Origin of the sequence: Myxococcus faecalis, from assembly GCF_050039385.1 — a bacterium.
GTDB classification, from domain to species: Bacteria; Myxococcota; Myxococcia; order Myxococcales; family Myxococcaceae; genus Myxococcus; species Myxococcus fulvus.
In genome coordinates this window covers 635,471-654,393 of record NZ_CP144336.1, presented here as the reverse complement: position 1 = coordinate 654,393, position 18,923 = coordinate 635,471, and the positions used below count along the sequence as shown (strand labels likewise).

Annotated in this window: 15 protein-coding genes; 2 read left to right on the top strand and 13 right to left on the bottom strand. The window is 69.6% G+C overall.

Features of this window, described 5'->3' with window-relative positions; genetic code table 11:
• The first annotated feature begins 186 nt into the window (after positions 1–186).
• Complete coding sequence (locus VZQ01_RS02435; protein WP_223746844.1) at positions 187–2,121, top strand: hypothetical protein; 1,935 nt, start codon at positions 187–189, stop codon at positions 2,119–2,121.
• A gap of 46 nt (positions 2,122–2,167) precedes the next feature.
• The gene (locus VZQ01_RS02430; RefSeq protein WP_426746830.1) at positions 2,168–3,775 is read left to right on the top strand and encodes a phage tail family protein; all 1,608 of its coding nucleotides are present in this window, start codon (positions 2,168–2,170) and stop codon (positions 3,773–3,775) included.
• Between the two features lie 47 nt (positions 3,776–3,822).
• On the opposite strand, the gene VZQ01_RS02425 is transcribed toward VZQ01_RS02430, so the two are convergent.
• The 13 genes from VZQ01_RS02425 to tssB form a co-directional block, all read right to left on the bottom strand.
• Positions 3,823–5,076, bottom strand: coding sequence for a hypothetical protein (locus tag VZQ01_RS02425; protein WP_223746846.1), 1,254 nt, complete (start codon positions 5,074–5,076; stop codon positions 3,823–3,825).
• Positions 5,077–5,178: 102 nt separating this feature from the next.
• Entirely contained in the window at positions 5,179–5,700 is a 522-nt protein-coding gene (locus VZQ01_RS02420) for a hypothetical protein (protein WP_408890807.1), read from the bottom strand.
• On the bottom strand, positions 5,697–9,572 hold the full coding sequence (locus VZQ01_RS02415) for a type VI secretion IcmF C-terminal domain-containing protein (RefSeq protein WP_223746847.1): 3,876 nt from the start codon (positions 9,570–9,572) through the stop codon (positions 5,697–5,699). Before VZQ01_RS02415 ends, VZQ01_RS02420 begins: the two co-directional genes overlap by 4 nt.
• 4 nt (positions 9,573–9,576) lie before the next feature.
• The gene (locus VZQ01_RS02410) at positions 9,577–9,885 is read right to left on the bottom strand and encodes a hypothetical protein (RefSeq protein ID WP_223746848.1); all 309 of its coding nucleotides are present in this window, start codon (positions 9,883–9,885) and stop codon (positions 9,577–9,579) included.
• Between the two features lie 7 nt (positions 9,886–9,892).
• The gene (locus VZQ01_RS02405; RefSeq protein WP_223746849.1) at positions 9,893–10,525 is read right to left on the bottom strand and encodes a DotU family type IV/VI secretion system protein; all 633 of its coding nucleotides are present in this window, start codon (positions 10,523–10,525) and stop codon (positions 9,893–9,895) included.
• A 5-nt stretch (positions 10,526–10,530) separates the two neighbouring features.
• The gene (locus tag VZQ01_RS02400) at positions 10,531–12,177 is read right to left on the bottom strand and encodes a type VI secretion system baseplate subunit TssF (protein ID WP_141325443.1); all 1,647 of its coding nucleotides are present in this window, start codon (positions 12,175–12,177) and stop codon (positions 10,531–10,533) included.
• Between the two features lie 13 nt (positions 12,178–12,190).
• Positions 12,191–12,793, bottom strand: coding sequence for a hypothetical protein (locus VZQ01_RS02395; RefSeq protein WP_223746851.1), 603 nt, complete (start codon positions 12,791–12,793; stop codon positions 12,191–12,193).
• A gap of 24 nt (positions 12,794–12,817) precedes the next feature.
• Positions 12,818–14,467 carry a hypothetical protein gene (locus VZQ01_RS02390; protein WP_426746829.1) on the bottom strand — a complete coding sequence of 550 codons (1,650 nt, stop codon included), beginning with the start codon at positions 14,465–14,467 and terminating at the stop codon, positions 12,818–12,820.
• Positions 14,464–14,865, bottom strand: a complete 402-nt coding sequence (gene tssE, locus VZQ01_RS02385; protein WP_141325439.1) for a type VI secretion system baseplate subunit TssE — start codon at positions 14,863–14,865, stop codon at positions 14,464–14,466. Before tssE ends, VZQ01_RS02390 begins: the two co-directional genes overlap by 4 nt.
• 1 nt (position 14,866) lies before the next feature.
• Positions 14,867–16,117, bottom strand: coding sequence for a type VI secretion system baseplate subunit TssK (gene tssK / locus VZQ01_RS02380; protein ID WP_141325437.1), 1,251 nt, complete (start codon positions 16,115–16,117; stop codon positions 14,867–14,869).
• Positions 16,118–16,140: 23 nt separating this feature from the next.
• The gene (locus VZQ01_RS02375; RefSeq protein WP_248541569.1) at positions 16,141–16,719 is read right to left on the bottom strand and encodes a hypothetical protein; all 579 of its coding nucleotides are present in this window, start codon (positions 16,717–16,719) and stop codon (positions 16,141–16,143) included.
• A 54-nt stretch (positions 16,720–16,773) separates the two neighbouring features.
• Positions 16,774–18,264 carry a type VI secretion system contractile sheath large subunit gene (tssC, locus tag VZQ01_RS02370; protein WP_141325434.1) on the bottom strand — a complete coding sequence of 497 codons (1,491 nt, stop codon included), beginning with the start codon at positions 18,262–18,264 and terminating at the stop codon, positions 16,774–16,776.
• A 46-nt stretch (positions 18,265–18,310) separates the two neighbouring features.
• Positions 18,311–18,901, bottom strand: coding sequence for a type VI secretion system contractile sheath small subunit (tssB, locus tag VZQ01_RS02365; RefSeq protein ID WP_141325432.1), 591 nt, complete (start codon positions 18,899–18,901; stop codon positions 18,311–18,313).
• Between the last annotated feature and the right edge of the window lie 22 nt (positions 18,902–18,923).

Below are 18,923 nucleotides of genomic sequence, written 5' to 3'. Positions count from 1 at the left end.
GCCTGAGAGCAAGGCACGTACCAAGGAGGCACGCGGGAGGGGGCGTGTCGCGAGCACCCCGGGGGAGGGTCCGGGCTGCGTACCGGCGGAACGCGGCTGCGTCCGGGAGGACCGCAGGAGCGTCGGCCAGGCGGGGTCCTCCCCAGGGGAAGCGCTGGCACGGAAAGGGCAAGTGCAGGCCGGCGCATGGCCTTCCAGGAACGACTCGCGCTGTCCCTCACCCTGACCCTGGGCGGGCAGTCCTTCGTCATCCCGGGGGGGCAGGTGGAGGCCTTCTCCGTGGACCTCCAGCCCCATGGGTTCACCGCGGAGGTGAGCTTCTGGACCGGTCTGGAGAAGGACGACGGGCCGCTCTTCACGGCCTTCGCCACCCCGGACCTCCTGGACGTGAAGCTGTCCATCTCCGGCGGCTACCCCGTCCCCCAGCCCCCACCCAAGCCGCTCATCCTCCATGGCCTGGCCCGGGAGCGCTCGCTGGAGGCCCGGACCCATGGCCCGGTGGGCGGCGCGCCGGTGCGCTTCCGGCGCTACACCGTGGTGTTCGAGGACGCCGCGCGCGTGCTCTGGCGCCAGCACCGCCCCACGGAGCTGCGCACGGACTTCGCGCTGAAGACGCTGTTGACGGAGCACACCGCGGGGGCGTTCACCTTCGACTTCGACTGGGACGTGCTCGACGAGAAGCGGCCCCTGGTGTGCCTGGCGCTGGGCGAGGACGCGCCGGGCGTGGGCCTGTACGACTTCGTCGCGTGGCTCGCGGACACGCGGGGCGGTGTGTGGGCCTATGACTGCGTGAAGGACCAGTACGGGCTGTGGGGACGCAAGCCTCCGGTGAGCGGCGCGAAGCCGCTGTCGCGCACGAAGGTGGAGCGGCTGGACGTGGTCCTCCCCGCCATCCCTCGCAACGCGGCGCGGGTGCTCAACGCCTCCACGCTCAAGTCCTCCACGCTGGAGGTCCCCGCGAGCAAGGGCGCGGGCGTCGCGGGCATCCATCAGGACCACCTGGTGCGCACGCCCATCGTGTCCGTGGTGGAGCAGCGCCAGGCGCTCGAGGTCAACCGGCTGCGCGTCCCGCAGCGCAGGTACCGGATGACGTTCGGCCACTTTCCCACCGTGCCGGTGAGCCCGTGGGCCGGGCTGCGGTTGGAGGGGCCGCTGTGGGGCGCCTCGGTGGTGGGGAGCGGCGAGGACCTCCGCGTGGTGGAGCTCTCCTTGTCGGCGCGGACGCTCGATGAGGGGCCACACGCGGGGCTGCAGCTGAAGGACACGGGGTTCGAGGTGGAGATGTCGCTGTTGGCGGAGCGCGCTTCGGACACGACGGTGTCGCTGCCCGCGCACCACGCGCCTCGCTATCCCATCCACGTCGAGGGCAAGGTGCTCAGCCCCGGAGGCGGGGAGAAGGACCGCATCTACCTGCTGTCCGAGGACAAGAAGACGTCGGTGCTCACGTGGCGCGTGACGGTGCCGCTGTGGAACAAGGACGTGAGCGTGCCGGCGGAGCCGGGCTTCTTCCCGGGCCACTTCTACTTCCCGCCGTACAAGAACGCGCGCGTGCTGGTGGCGCTGCACTTCGACCGGGCGGAGCTCCACCGTCACCTGGACTGGGCGGACGCGGCGCGACTGCCGCAGGACGGACAGGGGGACGGCATCCTCCTGGGGAAGAACGACACCAGCCAGACGTCCATCGTCCACGACTTCCAGGACATGAAGCCCGTGTGGCACCTGGAGCGCACCTCGGGGCCGGACACCGAGACGGTGCGCATGGCCGAGGGCACGATGATGTTCCGGACGAAGGAGCTGCCCGGCGCCGCGTCCGTCACGCCCACGTTCGATGTCTCGCCGCAGGTGGAGACCGCGCGCGCGGACCTCTCGGCGGGGGTCGGCGGCGCGATGGGGGAGACGACCGCCGCGTACCGGGTGGCCTCGGGCAGCTCGCAGGCGAAGCTGGACGGGGCGTCGTCCGAGACGCAGGCGGCGCTCGAGTCCGCGCAGGCCGAGGTCTCCGCGAAGGTCTCCGAGGCGAAGGCCGAGCTCAAGGGCGCGCTCTCCGGGCTGGAGGGACGCACGTCCTCGCTCACCCGCGCGGCCTCCGAGGCCCGCGCGGCGCTGGAGCAGCTCAAGTGACGACACTCGCGCGATGGGGTGATTCTCCGGGAATGGGGGTCGAGTCGTGAAGGCACTGCTGGGCACGCTGGCGGAGCTGCGGGGAGACCTGGAGACGACGGGCTCGGGGGGCGTGGCCCGCATCGGTGACGCACGCTCGGCCATCGAGTCCATGGCGGAGGGCGTCACCGCGCTCATCGCCTCGATTCGTCCGGAGCTGGAGCCTCCGCTGACGGGGCTGCTCGCGCGCATCGACGCGCTCGACGCGAAGCTCGCGGCGACGAAGCATCCGGAGGCGGAGCGGATGCGCGAGCAGCTGGCGCCGCTGCGCTCCCGGGTGGATGGCACGTCCCAGTCGATGGCGTCGAGCCTCGCGAGCCTGGAGGGTGGGGCGGGGGGCTCGCTGACGTCCGCGAAGGACGGCGCGGCGACGTCACTGGGAGCGCTCGAGGCGACGTTGTCCACGCAGGTGCAGTCGCTGACGGGGCAGGTGGAGGCGGTGGAGAAGGCCATCGTCCCCGCGCAGGCGCAGGTGGACTCGCTCATCAAGCAGGCCAACGAGGCGCTGGAGACGCTGGTCGCGGGCGCGCTGGCCTCGGTCGCCGCCATCCGCGAGCCGCTGAAGATGGCGGTGGACACGGCGATGGCGACGCTGGACGCCGTCGTGGAGAAGCTCGCCGCGCTCAAGGAGCAGGTGCTGGCCCTCTTCACGCCGCTGCCCGCGGTGCTGGAGCAACTCCAGACGCTGTACCAGACGCTCGTTGGTTCGCTGGAGGCGCTGCTCACCAAGGTGAACACGCTCCTGGATGCCATTCCCGCGGCGAACCTGCCCAAGCCCCTGGTGACGCCCGCGGTGCAGGCCATCCAGCAGGTGGTGACGCAGATCACCACGCAGCTGGGCACGTTCTCCACGCAGATGACGACGCAGATGGGCACGCTCCAGGACCAGGTGCTCACCCAGGTGGACCAGGTGCGCACGCAGGCGCTCGCGCAGGTGGAGACGGTGCAGAAGCAGCTGGTCCAGCAGGTGGACACGCTCAAGCAGACCGTCCTCCAGCAGGTCGAGCCCGTCAGCGCGCAGATGGACCAGGCCGTCGCGGCCGCCGTCACCCAGGTGGGCACGGCGAAGGACCAGGCCATCGCCCAGGTGACGACGGTGCAGGACCAGATGGCCGCGCGCGTGGACGCGGTGAAGACGCAGGTGAAGTCCCAACTGCCCACGCTGCAGGAGCAGGTGGACGCGGGCGCGCAGGCCGCGCAGGCGCAGGTGGAGACCGCGCGAGCCTCGGCCGAGGACCAGGTCATCTCGACGCGCGCGACGTTGAAGTCCCAGGTCGACGCGACGACGAGCAGCGTGAACGCGGAGCTGGATGCGCTGGAGGCGCGGCCGATTCCGACGGCGTCCTCGGTGGAGCAGAAGCTGGCCGCGGGCGAGGCGGCCGCGCGGGCCCAGGTCGAGTCCGCGAAGGCGCAGGCGGAGTCCGCCCAGGCGAAGGCGGAGGCGGAGGCCAAGGCCCAGGTCGAGTCCACCCAGGCGAAGGCCGAAGCGGAGGCCCAGGCCCGGGCTCCTACGTCCGAGGCCGCGCTGAAGTCCGAGGCCGAGGGCCGCGCGGAGGCGGAGCTCGGCGCGAGGACGGCCACCGCGCCGGGCCTCAAGCGCCCGTCGAAGGCCTGAGCCTCCGAGCCCCGCTGGCGCGGCACACCGGGGGGCTCGGGCGGACCTCAGGGGCCGAACAGGGCGGCGAGCGGGCTCTCGACGGTGACCTGGGGCGGCATGGGGCGGGCGCGGTAGATCTTCAGATTGCCCGCCGACGCGAAGTAGGTGAGGGGGTTGAGCGGCACTCCACCCACCACGGGGTTGGGGACGCTGTGGACAGCGAAGCTCCCCAGGCCCTCCAGCGCCGCCGTGGTGCTCGTGCCCGCGTCCCATCGCTTCAGCTCGATGGCGGGGGGCGTGCTCCCGGGAGTCCTCAGCCCGTCGACGTTGAAGACATAGCCCGTGTCCGTCACGGCGACGGCGTTGTCCTTGATGTCCATGCCCGCGGAGGGGATGAGCTGGATCATCGGCTCAATCTCTCCGATGGTCTCGGCCTCGTCCGTGTTCTTCATCCGGGCCGACAGGTGGTCCAGGCACACCTCCACGCCGAAGCTCACCTCGTTGATGGCCTCTCCACGGGCGCCCAGACGGAAGTTGCATCCGCCCTGCAACGGGTTGGTGGACCACTCGCTGCGGTTCACGCTCCGGGTGGCCACCTGGGACATGGGATCATGCGAGCCCCGCGTCGGAATCGTGGGGCGGTACCTGTTCTTGTTGCCCAGGAGGATACGGCCCCGGTTGTCGCCGCGGCCCAGCACGTTCCCCGGTCCGTCGACCTGCATCCAGCTGTCGTTGATGTAGTCGATGCCGGAGACCTGCTCCTTGTAGACGAGCCGATCATGCTTGCCGTCGGAGTTCAGGTATCCGCCTTGCTGGATGAGGGCGATGTTGAAGACCTCCACGCCGGTCTTCCGATTCGTGACGACGGCGTCGTACTCGTCCAGATACCCGATGATGGTCCCCAGCACGAACACCCAGCCGCGGAAGCGATCATTGCGCGCGTTGAAGGTCCACCGACGGAAGTCCGAGAGCACCTGGCTGATGAGGTCGAACTGGTAGCCGCCCTTCGCGCCCCGGAAGAAGAACTCCGGCATCAAGAACACCTTGAGCGTGGAGTCCCTGTCGTCGAGGTGCGGGCTGTTGGAGGCCCTCATGATGGCCGACTTGACGAAGGAGCAGCGGTGCGTCAGGTCCGTGCGGTCATTGGGGTGTCCCTTGTAGGACTGCGTCCCCTTGCCCTGCCAGAGGGTGAAGACGGGGCCCCCTCCGGGGAGCAGGTGATACGCCCCTCCCCAGATGCGGTGGGGACCACCTCCGTTCTTCACGTCATAGCCAAGCTGGTGGTGGTAGCCGATGAACTGCACGTCAGTGTAGGGCATGGACTCCGCTCCTGGAGGGGACTGCGTGCGACACACGTCTCCCAGCAGCGAGAGCCATGGCTCTCGCCGGAGGGGGGCTGGTGGTTCGTTGGCGCGGCCCGGCTACTTCCCGGCGGAGGGGGCCTCGACCTTCGGACCCTCGACCTTCGGACCCTCGACCTTGGGCGGCTCGAACTTGGGTGGCTCCTCCTTCTTGGGCTCACCCTTGGGCTTCTTGCGCTTCGACGGCGCATCCGTGCGGATGCGGCTCTCCTCCAGCTCGATGTCCACGCGCCCCGGGATGGGCGAGTCGAGCAACACCTGCCACGCGCCGTCGGGCGTGGTGAACAGGAAGGAGATGGCCAGCGGAGACTCCTCCGGAATCTTCACCCGCGTCTGGGTCTTCTCGCCCGGGTAGATGACGAGCGTCTGCACCACCGAGTCATCGGGGTGCACCACGCGCTCGGCCACGTCGGCGTAGAACTCCGTCATGTACCGCTGCGAGTCCACCGCGCGCACCACCATGTGCAGCGGCCGCCCCTGGTTCGTCCCCTGGGGCGAGTTCACGTGGATGGACAGGTGCGTCGGCGCGCACGCCACCGTCCCCAGGGCCAGCGCCAGCATCAACAGCCAGGGGAACCTCATCGCGTCACCTCCTGGAACAGCGTCCAGGGGCCGCCACGCATGCCGAAGCGCAAGCGAATCTCCGAGTGTTGTGAGCCATCCGGGCCCGGCAGCGGCCAGATGGCGTTCTGCTCGGCGTCGAACGTGGCGGCATCCAGGATGCGGAAGCAGTTCCACGACGAGCGCGACAGCTCCGTGGAGCGGTAGCGCTTGGCCTCTCGGCCCGGCACGCGCAGCTCGACGCCGACGGAGGCCGAGCGCGGCTCCCACCACGCCAGCGCGAAGTCCTGCCACGCGGGCGTCTGGTTGAAGCCGAACGCCGCCGCCTCGCCGCACTTCAGGAAGGACATGGTGACGAAGCCGTTCTCACCCGACGGCGGCAGCGGCAGCGGGCGCACCTGCAACTGCAGCGGCTGCGGCTTGCCCTCCTCGGTCCACAAGAGCTTCGCCAGCTTCGACAGCCGGCCGAGCATCACCAGCATGCGCGGCGGGACGGCGAGCTGCTGACGCAGCGGCCGGCGCAGCATCCACTCCGTGCCGCGCTCCTCCACCACCGGCGAGAGCACCTGCGCCACGAACTGCCAGAAGGCGCCGTCCTTGCGCTTGAGCACCTCCAGCTCCGTCGGGTCCAGCTCCTGGCTCGCCTCCACCGCGAACGGGTAGCGACGCAAGAGCGGCGTCAGCAGCGTGCGGAAGCGCCACTCCCACTGCTCCTCCAGCACGCGCTCCAGCTCGGCCCGGCCCAGCTCCCGCGTCATCAGGAAGGGCTCGCGGAACGGCCGGCGCAGCTCGCCGAGGATGCCCTGCTTGTCCAGCCACTCGTCCACGCGGCGCAGGTACGAGCCCTCCTCGTCGAGCAGCATGGACAGGCCCACGCGGCCCAGCGGGGAGAGCAGGTCTGTCAGCTGGCGTCCGCCGTCCTCGTTCGATGCGGGCGTCTCCTCCGCGCCCGAGCGCAGGGACGCGGGGACGATGGTGCGCGCGGCCCCGGCCGCCGGCGGCGCGCTGAACCCCGACACCTCCGTGTGCAGCTGCGACACCAGCAGCAGGTACGCCGCCAGCTGCGCCGTCTGTCCGTCCTTGTCCGGCGTCATGAGCTGCACGATGGGCCGGAACAGCGACAGCTCCTGGCGCAGCGGCTCGTAGTAGGGACCCTCCATGGGGCCGATTCCCGCCCCCGTGGCCACCTCGCGCAGCATCGCCACCAGCTCGGAGGTCGGCTGCGTCACCGAGGACAGCTCCGAGGCCAGCGTCGTCGTCAGCGCCGTGAAGCGGTAGTCGCGGTACTTCACCAGCAGGTCCTGCCGGTAGCGCTGCCCGAAGTTGGCCACCTTCTTGAGCACGTAGCCCTGGCGCTGCGCGGCCTCCGCGCGCGACAGCTTCGAGTCCGCCATGCGCAGGGTGAACTCGTCCACCAGCGGCTTGATGTCCGTCTCGAACGTCAGCCACTCCACGCCGCGGCGCGAGGGCAGGGCGTCCACCGCGCCCACGTCCAGCGCGTCCTCCATCGACAGCCCCAGCCCGGCCTCGGCCGCGGACGCCACCGCGCCCGGCGGCAGCCCCATCGAGGTCCGGCTGAAGGGCCGCTGGCCCTGCTCAATCTGCCGCAGCAGCTTGTCCAGCAGGGACCGCGACAGCTCCTTCGGACGGAACTCGAAGGACTGCTGCATCACCCGGACCTCCAGGCGCGCGTCGCCGTTGGCGGGCACGAAGAGGCCACCGGTGCGCGTGAGCAGCTCCGCGGTGGACATCTCCGCCGCGGCCTTCAGGCCCGCGTCGATTTCATCCTCCATGCGCAGCACCGCGGACAGCATCGGCTCGTGCTCGCGCAGCCAGTCGAGCGCGACGAGCGTGTTGTCCACGCCCTTGAGGGTCGCCTGGCTCTCCGGCGCGCCGGACGCGTCCAGCAGCGCCAGCACCTTGTGCGCGGACGTGTACGCCATGCTCTGCGCCAAGGTCAGCTTCAGCCGCTGCCGCTCGCTCGCCAGCGAGCGCCACCGCTCCAGGTCCATCTCCCGCGCGCTCAGCACCAGCTGCAGCTTGATGAGGTGGTCTCTCCACGGGCCCAGGTAGCTCTCCTCGGACAGCCACTCGTAGGGCCAGCGCATCCACGGCACCTGGCCTTGCGTCTGCAGGCCCGTGCGCCACGCCTGGTCGCTGGAGATGATGTAGTCGCCCACCACCTCCTCGCGCAGCCCCGTGGCCTCCATCCAGTCGCCGCCCTTCTCCGTGGCGCGGGTCCCCAGCAGGCTCAGCGCGTCCGCCGCCCAGTTCCAGCGCTTGCGGTACTGGCCATCCAGGTACGACAGGATGAAGCGCCCCATGTCGTCGGTGCGCGAGGCGCGCGCCACCGCCATCAGGTGCAGCATCTGCTCGGGACGGCAGAGCGTCTCGCGCTCGCAGCGCTCCTCCGCGTGCGACGCCGCCCACAGCGAGCGGCTGCCCACCAGCTCCGTCGAGGCGCAGCCCGGGATGAGCGGGCCACAGCGCTGGCACTGCTCCTGGCAGGACTCGAGCAGCGGCTTGAGATAGGACAGGCGCACCGTGTTGGACAGCTGCGCGCGCAGCACCTCCTGCTCGTCCTGGAAGCTGTTGCTCAGGAGCGGGAAGTAGCGCGCCGCGGAGAGCAGGGCGTCCATGGCCTGCATCGCGCCCTGGCCCTTGTCCACCACCACCTCGCCGGACGCCGTCAGGTGCTGCTGCCCCAGCCGCTGCACCGTGGACTCGAAGTCCTCCATGTGCCGCTGGGCCTCGGCCAGGCGGTTGTAGAAGTTCCCGTACGCCGCCACCACCGGGAGCACGCCCAGCGCGAGCAGCGCCGCGCACCTGCGCAGGTGCTTGCCGCGGTAGCGCGCGCGCAGCTCCACGTTGCGCTTCTCCGCCGCGATGGCGAACACCCCCGCGGAGCGCGCGTCCGCCGCCGGCGACGACACGTACACCCGCGTCAGCTCCGGGCGGTAGGACAGCGTGCCGCCCTCCACCAGCCCCGTCACGAACCTGGCGAGCGCCGCGAAGGACTCACCGCCGCGCGCGTAGAACTCCTCCAACCGTCCGAAGGCGTCCACCGACAACGAGACCAGGCCCAGCGCGAAGTACTGCTCCAGGGGCTGCAGCCCCGCGGCCAGCCGGCCCTCCTCACCCGAGGGCGGCACGTCCCAGTGCAGGGGGATGCCATGGCTGCGCAAGAGCTGGGCGAAGTCCGAGAAGCCCACCAGCGAGTCCATGTGCGTCAGGCACAGGCGCGTCTCCACCGAGCCCCGGCTCGCCTCGGACAGCAGGTTGATCTTCCCGCGCACCAGCTGGATGACCCGGCGCACCTCGTCCGGCGGCGTCTCCGCCAGCCACCGCGCGTCCAGCGCCACCACGACGCGCCCCTTCTGCCGACGGAAGCTCGACTTCCACAGCCGGCTGAGCGCGCGGCGCGCCTCCTGCGAGTCGTCCTCCAGCAGCGACGCCGACACCTCGTGGACCACCTTGTCCGGCCCCAGGAACATCTGGAGCAGCGGGTCCGAGGTGTGGCTGGGCATGAACTGCCGCTCCTGCCGCCGCCAGTCCACCTCCAGGTCGATGAGCGTCGTCTTGCCCGCGCCCGCCGGCCCGAGCACCACCACCGTGGGGAAGTCCAGCACCGCCACGCGGTAGCGCAGCGGCAGCGCGTTCAGGAACTGCTTGCGGATGCGCACCAGCGCGCCGGTGTCCAGCCGCTTGCGCGTCTCCACCTTCGGCGCCACCCGCCGGCGCTTCCTCCACCACCACACCAGCCCGACGACGAGCGCCAAGGCGAGCAGCACCCCGAGCCCTATCAATATCCACGTCAGATAGGGTCGCGCCGCGTCCGCTGTCGTCGTCGCCGCGCTCGCGGCCGCGGCAACGGGGTTCTTCTCGCCCGCCATGGCTCTAGTCCCTCTTCCCGCCCGCTTGCGCGCGGACCGCGAGCTGGAGGCCTTCCATCACGTCCTCCAGTCGCTCCAGTGTGGCCTCCAGTTGCACACCCCATGCCTCCCGCTCCTTGGGTGACAACCGCTTGCCTCCGGGGCCGGGTTCCAGGGCCTTCGCCCCCTCGCGGAGCACGTCCACGAGGGGCACCGTCCCCTCGGCCAGGCTCCCCAGCGACGAGGTCAGGGCCTTCTGGAGCCGCTCCACCAGCTCGGCCACGTTCTGACGGGACGCACTCGCGTCCTTCCGGACGCCGGGGGGAGTCGTCACGCGGGCCTCAGTTGGACAGGTGCCAGAGCACCACCGGCACCGCGATGATGATGGACACCGTCACGGCGTAGTAGCGCCAGGGGAAGTCGTACAGGGTGGGAGGCGGGGGCGCGGCCTCCGTGTGCGCCTCGCCCACCTGCGTCTCCGGCCGGGGGATGCGGGCCGCCAGCTGCTCGCGGTAGTCGCGCAGCCGCGCCGGGTGGCCCACGTGCCGGCCGATGAAGCCCGCGGTGAGGCAGAAGTGCAGCATCTCGAAGAGCAGCGGCGCCGTGTCCGGGCGCCTCAGCGCGGTGTCCGCCAGCTCGAAGAACAGGTCGCCGCCCGCGTCCACGCCGAACGCACGCAGCTGCAGGAGCGGCCAGTGCTGCGCGTCCTCGTTCGACAGGCGGGCGAGCACCTTCTCGTCCACCAGGAAGGCGAAGGGCTGGAGCACCTTCTCCACGTCGTCGTGGCGCAGGTCGGTCTCCAGCGCCGCGCGCAGGGCGTCCACCTCGGCCATCAGCGTGCGGGACATCGCGTCCAGGGCGCCCTCGGACAGGTGCTCGCGCAGGGCGGGGTCCAGATTCACCGTGCCCAGCTCCCGCTCGAGCAGCTCCTCCACGTGGCGGTAGGCCAGGAGGATGGCTTTCCAGTGCGTCATCTTCATCAGGAGGCTCCAGGGATGGCGAGGGGACCTTGGCCGGCGATGGTCGCCTTCAGCTCCACCGTCGCCTCGTGGTTCCACGCATCCAGCAAATCTCGGACCCGCGTCAGGAACGTCACCACCAGCGGCTCGAAGCCCTCCTCGAAGGGCTCCAGCACCACCTCGTACACGTTCCTCAGCCCGGAGCCCTTCATGGCGCTGTCGGGCACCCGCGACACGCTCATCTCCCGCAACAGCGGCAGACACCGGCGGAAGGGGCCCTCGGAGGGCGTGCCCAGGTGCTGGAGCACCGAGCGCAGCTCGTCCAGTCCCAGCGTGGCCTGGGCCTTCCAGGCGAGCAGCTGGGTGAGCGCCGTCAGGTCATCCCTCAGGGGGCTCTCCCGGTCCGGCTGGAGCTGGCCGACCAGCCGCCACTCCAGGCCCTCGATGTGGCGCGCCGGCACGCTCACCGTCATCCGCCCCGACGCCTCCGAGGCGAAGCGCGGCTGGTGCCACAGCGCCTCCACCACCAGCTTGCGCGGCGTGGTGAAGGCCTCCGGCATGCGCAGCACCAGGTGCGGGGAGGGGCCGTTCTCCGACGGCACCTCCTCCACCTCGTAGCCGGGGCCGCTGCCGGGCAGGTGCGCGGGCCTGAGCGGGGCGAGCCCCGTCTTGGTCATCTCGAACACGCCCGTCACCGAGTGCAGCGCCAGCTCCCGCCCCGCGCTCATGTTGCGGATGGGGTGCTCGGAGCGGGTGCCGTCCGTGGTGATGACCTGTGCGGGCTCCGCGCGCAGGTTCTCCACCGGCACCGCGAAGGGCACCAGGAAGTCGGGCCGGTGGGAGCGGCCCACCGTCCACGCCTGCGCCAGGTCGAAGCACAGGCTGAAGCGCCGCCACCCGCCGCGCGACGGCGGCACCGCGACGTGGAGGAAGAGCTCCGTCTCCGGGAAGAGGAAGAACGAGCGCAGCCGCTGCAGCGGGTGGGTGAAGGTCTCCGAGTCGTCCGGCGCCGGCGGCTCCCGGTCGAACGACACCTCGCACCGCTCGCCCGTGACGTGCTCGTCCGCGGGCGGCCCGTACACCACGCTGACCTCGCGCAGGTGCTGGCGCAGCGCGTGGAACACCGCCAGGGACGGCAGGTACTCGTCCAGGTGGCGCACGTGCAGGCTCATCGTGCCGATGGCGTCCGCGCGCTCGTGCCGCGACTCGAAGTGGAGCATCAGCCGGTGGCCACCCCTCACCAGCGGGCGCACCTCGGTGGACTCCAGGGTGATGGGCAGCACGCGCAGGTCGCGCTGGAGGCGGAAGGCGCCGGGCTCACCCTCGGCGGGCGACAGCCGCAGCTCGGTGCCGCGGGGCAGGAGCACCGCCTCGCCCATCTTCCCCATGGGCTGCGCCTGCACCACCGCGCGCGTGGGCAGGGGCTCCAGGAGGAAGTCGAAGAAGCCGGCGAACAGCCGGCGCCACGTGGAGCGCAGGTTGTGCAGCGTCGCGTGGCGCGTCTGCACGGAGAAGAACGCCATCGCCTCGATGAGGCGGCGCACGTCCGGGTCCTCCCGCTCCAGGGGGGCGGCGGGGTAGCGCTCGTGGAAGCGTTGGCGGAAGCGCTCGAGGGAGGCCATCTCCTCGAGGAAGTCCTGGTGCAGCCGGTCCTTCGGGCGGGTCATCTTGAATGACTCCTTACCCCAACTTCACGAGCGCGCCCGAGACGCTGGTGATACCGGATGCCTTGAGGTTGGCCATTCCCTGGGCTTCCAGGTCCAGCGCGGCTTGCCCCGCCACCTTGACATTCAGCCCCGTCACCTGCGTGTCCGTCTTGCCCGCGGCCTTCAGCGTCAGGCCTTCAATCTTGGCCTCGCCGCCGGTGGCCTCCATGGAAGCCGTCAGGCCCTTGAGCGCCAGCGCCTGGGTGGCCTCCACGTTGACCTTCGCCGAGGAGCTGATGCTCGCGTCCTGGGTGGCCGTCTGGGTGAGCTTCGCCTGGGTGGTGAGGCTCATGTCCTTCGTGCTCGTCACCTTCAGCGTGTCCTGGCTCGTCCACTCCGAGGTGCCCTTGGACAGGAGCGTTATCGTCTGGGCGTCGACCTTGAAGTCCTTGACGGTGACGACGATGCTGTCGGCCTTCTGCACGACGGTGCTGGTGTCGCTCTGCCCGGCGACCTTCAGGGTGATGGCGGTGCCGTCCATCGTCACCGTCTGGACGATGTTCGCGTCGGCATTGTCCACCGTGACGGTGATGCCCTTCACTTTGTCCAGCTCGATGGTGCAGACCAGCGTTCCCATGGCTCCTTCACGCCTCCAGCCGCCTTAAGCGGGCTCTTCCTTCACGCGGATGACCAGCGTCCCCTCCTTGATTTCGATGCGGGCCGTGTCCTTGGCGTTCGTCCTCTGCAAGAGGAAGACCGGCTTGCCGTCCACGTAGGAGTGCTTCATGGACGTGCCGTTCTCCGGCGTCTTGCCCACCAAGAGATGCGTCCCCTGGCCGTCGGCCGGCATGCGCGCCGTGTCGCGCCAGTCCAGGAAGCGCTTGAGCCAGGCCTTCTGGAAGTCCAGCCCCACCAGCACGCGCTCCCCCTTGTAGGCCGGGAAGTAGAAGTGGCCGGGCAGCAGGTTCGGGTTGAAGGGCAGGGTGACGATTTGATTCGCCCAGAGGGGAATCTTCACCTTGTACCCGTCCTGCGACGTCTTGGAGTCGGTGTAGGCCTGCCACGTCTCGTGGGGCTCGTCCCCCATCTCGCTGACGATGAGGCCCTCCACGTACCGGGGCCAGGTGGGCGCCAGGTAGGGCGGCAGGTCCACCCACTTCTCCGCCTGGGGCTCCAGGAGCGTGGCCATCTGGAACTCGAAGCCCCCGTTCTTCGACAGGTGCTCCGCGTCCGGGGTGGACGCGAGCGCGTCCCCTCGCAACGCCAGGGTGCGCACCCGGAACGTCTCGCCGCCGGCCAGCCCCGCCGCGGCCCACGCCTCCGTGGTGGGCAGCTTGACGAGCGAGCCGGGCACCAGGGCGGTGGCGGGGAAGCGCTTCCAGCCGAGCTCCACCTCCTTGCCCCGGACCTTGAGGCGGGCGGTCTCCAGCGTCACCCGCGCGTCCACCTCGTTGGTGATGGGCGTGCGCAGCAGCACGTCGTGCCGGATGCCGGTGACGGCGCTCTGCTGGTTGATGGGCCGGGTGGCGGGGCCCTCGGCCACCGCGTTGAGCACCGTCACCTCGTGGCGGGGGACCTCCGGGAAGCGCACGGTGACCTGGTCCACGTCCGGGCCCCACAGCTTCACGGGCGTGCCCTCCGCGGCCTTCGCGGCGGACAGCTTGTACTTCGCCGCCGTGTAGTCGTACGCGAGCACGCCGTCGCGCGTGTCCACGTACCAGAGCAGGAAGTCGTAGAAGCTGGCGCCGTGCTCGGGCGTCAGGCCCAGGAACAGCTGCGGGCAGGTGGCGTCCAGCCCCGCGCTCCAGTCGTAGACGAGCGGGATGTGCGTGCCCTTGTGCGCGTCCAGCACGTCCTTCATCGTCTTCTGCGTGTAGAGCACGCAGGGGAAGTGCTGGCTCCACAGCAGCGCCGCCGCGTCCTGGAACGTCACCTCGTAGCGCCGGTGCAGCAGCGGGGCGCCGGGACGGGGCACGCCGGGCATCTCCACCAGCGAGCGCTCCGACACCAGGCCCTTCACCTTCAGCGACGTGAGCGCGGGCTGGGGCGCCGCGTCGGTGTGCACCGCCGTCAGCTCCAGCTGGACCTCCATCAGGTCCTGCTCCAGGAACGCCGCCTTCAGCTGGTCCTTCTCCAGGCCGCCCGCGGACGTGTTGTCCGCGAGGTCGAAGGCCACGCGGCCCTCGAAGCCGAACGAGCGCAGGGTCAGCGCGAAGGACTTCACGTCCCCTGGAGGGATGACGTGCGCGGTGCCGCCGGCGGTGAGCGTGACGGCGACCTTGAGCCGGTCCGCGAAGCTGTCGGCCTTCATGGCTCCTCCTCCACGCGGACGTTGCCGCTGAGGGTGTCGAAGCGCAGGCGCAGCTTGCGGCGCTCCTGGCCCACCGTGCCGACCAGGCCGAAGTGCAGCCACAGCCCCGCGTCGCGCCCGCGCATCGTCAACTCCACGTCCGACAGGCGCGGCTCGTGGCGCGAAATCTCCTCGGTCAGCTCGCGGGTGAGCGTCTCCACCAGCTCCCGCGTGCCGTACTTCTCCGTGTACTCACCCAGGCCGAAGTCGCGGCGGAAGAAGCCGTAGCCCTCCTTGGTGTTGAGCACGGCCTCCAGGTTGCGCACCACGTGCTCCAGCTCGCTGTGGCCCTTCTTGCCGGACGCGCGAGCGGAGTCGGCGCGGGTGGCGAACTTGTCGAGGAAGGAGGCTCGGCCCATGTCACGCCCTGCGCCAGAAGAGGGACACCTGGGCTCCCTGCAACGCCGGGGTGGCGTAGAAGGCCAGGCCATTCTCGCGCAGCGCGAACTGCCACTCCTCGCCCTGCACGAGCTGGTACCAGTCTATCTCGGGTCCCAGCGCATGCGGGAACGAGGGGTGCGGGACGTGGTGGAACGGGATGCCCTTGAGGGCCATGCGCCGCACCGTGGCCAGGCGCGAGGGCCCCGCCAGCTTCACGCCGTCCACGACCAAAGGCTCTCCGGCCCGCTTGCGCTGCACCAGCATGTACAGCTCGCCGCTCTCCAGCACCTCGGGCGGCAGCGGCGAGAAGATGAACTGCCCGTCGCGCGCGGTGAACGAGCGATGGGTGGCGCGCGTGGACTCCGGCTGGAGCGCGCGCGTGAGCAGCTCCACCCAGCGGATGAGGCCCTTGCCCGGGCTGTCGTGCTGGTACGTGGGCAGGTCCGCGTCCGGCATCATCTCCAGGTAGCAGCAGGACTCGAAGTACAAGTCCCGGAGCGCGTCGAAGAAGACGTACGGGTGGGGTGAGATGTGGCGACTCATGTCGCCGCGCAGCGCCTGCAGCCGCTGCACCTCGCACAGCGCGCGGCGGGCGTTGGTGAGCCGGTCCGAGCGCAGGTAGCTGTCGGACAGGCGCGCGATGAGCTGCAGCCGCGCCTGCTCCAGCAGGTCATCGAGTCTGACGAGGAGGGCCGAGAGGAACGGGTGGGGACCGACGAGCAGCAGCGGAGGCACCAGGTCCTCCGTCAGTCCCCACACGCCCTCGGTGTCCCGCCGGAACACGGCCAGCGGCAGCGTGTCGATGGCTCCGTCCAGCACGGGCTCCGCGGACAGGCGCAGCCGACGCATGACCCGCTCCACCACCGGCGGGTCCTCCGCGTACAGCCGCACCCCCGCCGCGCCCTGGCTGCCCCCCAGCACGTGCAGGTAGACGGTGGCCTCGGCGCGGCCGGTCCCCTCGAGCGAGAAGGGCGGCAGCACCGCGTTGCCCGGCACATCCACCACGAAGCCGGCGGGGGTCACCGCCGTCAACGTGGCAATGGACAGGCTTCCACCCGCCAGCAGTGGCTCGCTCCAGGCCATGGCCGCCACGCCATGACTCGGCGTACCGGACAGCGAAGCCTGGAGGCGGACCTGGGCCTCCAGTGATTCTTCCTGGGCCTCGAAGTGCTCCGGCAGCAGCGTCTGACCGACGTGCCACCGGACCCGGGCGAGCTTGAAGGGGGGCATGGGACTTTCTTACCGCAGGACGACTAGGCCGTCTCCGTGACGCCCCACTTCTTCACGATGTTCTTCGAGGACGCCGCCGCGACGTTGATGGACTGCTCCAGCGTCTTGGGCTTCACGCCGATCTGGAACGTGAAGTTCTTGGGCGACTGCACCTCACGCGACTCGTTCTCCGCCACGGCGATGTTCAGCGCGTCGCCGTTCTTCTCGAGCAGGCCGTTGAGGTCCGCGTCCACGAAGTTGGACTTGAAGTACTTCTTCGCGAGCGGGTCGTACTCGTAGATGACGTACTTCACGACCACTTCGATGTTGGAGAAGCTGCCCAGCAGCATCTCGGAGATCTTCTGCTTGTTGGCGGTGGAGATCTGCCCGGAGAAGTACAGCGCGTCGGTGACGCCCGTCTCCCACAGGTAGTTGTTGAGCACCGCCACGGCCTTGGAGGCCAGGGCCTTGTCCGGCTGCTCCGGGTCCTTCAGCGTCTCCTGGTCCGCCACCAGCGCTTCACCGCCGATGGAGATGGACAGGATGTAGCCGACGGGGGACTGCTTGTCCTTCTTGAAGTTGTAGCCCTGGTACACATCCAGGTCTCGGGCGAACTGAGGCATGACTCACTCCTGCATTTGGGTGGGACTGCTTGGTGGGTTTGCAGCGGGGGGACTTCAGCCGAGCCGGGACTCCAGCATGAGCTCCACGTTGAGGCCCTCGAACTGGATGTGCGGCAGCACGGCGACCTTGCAGTCGTACCAGCCGATCTCTCCGGTGCGCTGCTCCACCATCACGTTGGTGGCCTTGAACGGGAAGCGGCGCACCGTCAGGTCGTCGGGGCTGGCCACCGTGGTGACGTAGCCGGCGAGCCACGCGTCGATCTGCCGCTGGATGTAGGGCGCATCCGCCGTGGAGCCGATGTTGTCGCGCATGATGCACTTCACGTAGTGCGCCAGGCGGGTGATGGAGAACGTGTACGCCATGTTCGTGACGAGCTGCGAGTTCTCCGAGTCCTTCGGGTCCTTGAACCGCTTGGAGACCTTGGCGGACTGGGTGCTGAAGAACGTCGCCTCGCTGGTGCCCTTGCGGTACACCAGCGGCATGAAGCCGCACCGCGCGAACTCGAACTCGCGGTAGTCCGGGATGGCGATCTCCACCGGGGCCTTGAGCTCCTCCTGGCCGCGCAGGAAGAACGTGTCCACGGGCAGGCCGGTGATGAGGCCGCCGCCCTTGGGGCCGCGGATGGACTGGCACCAGCCGGAGTTCTCGAACGCCTTCACCATGTTGCGGGCGAAGAGCACGGACGAGTTGCCCCACAGGTACTTGCTGGAGTCGCCCTGCGCGTTCTCAGTGAAGTGCAGGTCGTCGCAGGGGTTCTTGTCCGGGTGCCAGGGCAGGCGCAGCACGTAGCGCGGGAAGGTCAGGCCCAGGTACGCGGCCTCCTCGCTGTCGCGCAGCTCGTTCCACTTGCCGTAGCGCGGGTGGGCGAGCGCGCCCTCCAGGTCCTTGATGGCCTCCATCTCCTCGACCTTCTCGCAGCCGAAGAACTTGGGGCTCACGGCGGCGACGAAGGGGCAGTGCGCGGCGTTGGCCACCTTGCCCATCGCGCGCAGCCACTTGATGTCGCCGGGCGAGGAGGAGAACTCGTACAGGCCAATCATCGCGCCGAAGGGACGGCCGCCGTACTGGTCGTACTCCTGGATGTAGACCTTGTCGAACAGCGCCCCGGCGAACACGTCCGCGGAGTTGTTCTCGAAGTCCTGACCCAGCTCGTCGCGCGCGGCGTCCAGGAGGTCGATGGCGATGTTCGCCTTGAAGTTGGTGTTGGCGACCAGGTCGTCCAGACCGCGCCACGCCGACTCCATCTGCTGGAAGCGCTCGTGGTGGAGGATCTCGTTCATCTGGTCGTCGATCATCGAGTCGATGCGGCTGACGACGTCGAGCACCTTGCCCTTGTCGAAGCGCAGCGCGTCGCCCGAGTCGGTCTCCGCGGGCGTGACGTTCTGCACCAGGGCGGCGAGCGCGGACATGAAGCGCGCCTCGATGGTGACTTCCTTCTCGTCCAGCGTGGGGACGAACTTCTCGGAGATCATCGGCTTGGCGTCCGTGGGACGCTCCAGCCGCACGCTCTTGAACAACCCAGGCAGATATGAGGTTTCAGCCATGACGGTTACCTTGAGATGGAAAAGGGTGGGTTGAGGAAGCGGGCCCTTACGCCTTCACGGTGGCGGGCTCGGAGACGGTGGCCGGCTGGGTGGCGGCGGCGGGCGTCGCGTCGGAGGAGAGCGCGGGCTTGCCCGGCAGACGCAGCGACTCGTAGTCCTTGAGCTCGGCGAGCACGGCCTTGAGCGCGTCCTTGTTGGAGAACAGCTCGTAGACCATGCTGCGCAGCGCCTTCTGGTTGTCGATGCTCGACTGCATCTCCAGCAAGAGCTTCTTGAGCAGCCGCAGCGCCTTGAGCTTCGGCACGTGGTTGACGATCTCGTCCGGGTGGAAGGACTTCATCCGGTCGATGGGCAGCTCGACGTTCAGGTCCGCCTCCACATCCGGGTTGATGCGGTTGGGCACCTGGAAGCTGACGGACATCTTCATGTCCTTCATCAGCTCGTCGAGGTTCTTGCCATTGACGGAGCGCAGCTTGCGCGCCTCGAGGTCCACCTTGCGGTCCTCGGAGGAGCCGAGCGAGAAGTCACCCAGCATCAGCAGACGCAGGGGCAGGTTCACCGTCTCCTGCTCGCCGTTGATGGTGGTGCGGTACGTGAGCGTGATTCGTGACTTGGGCAACTGATCCTGGATTGACATGGCTACGTTACTCCCTCGGTTT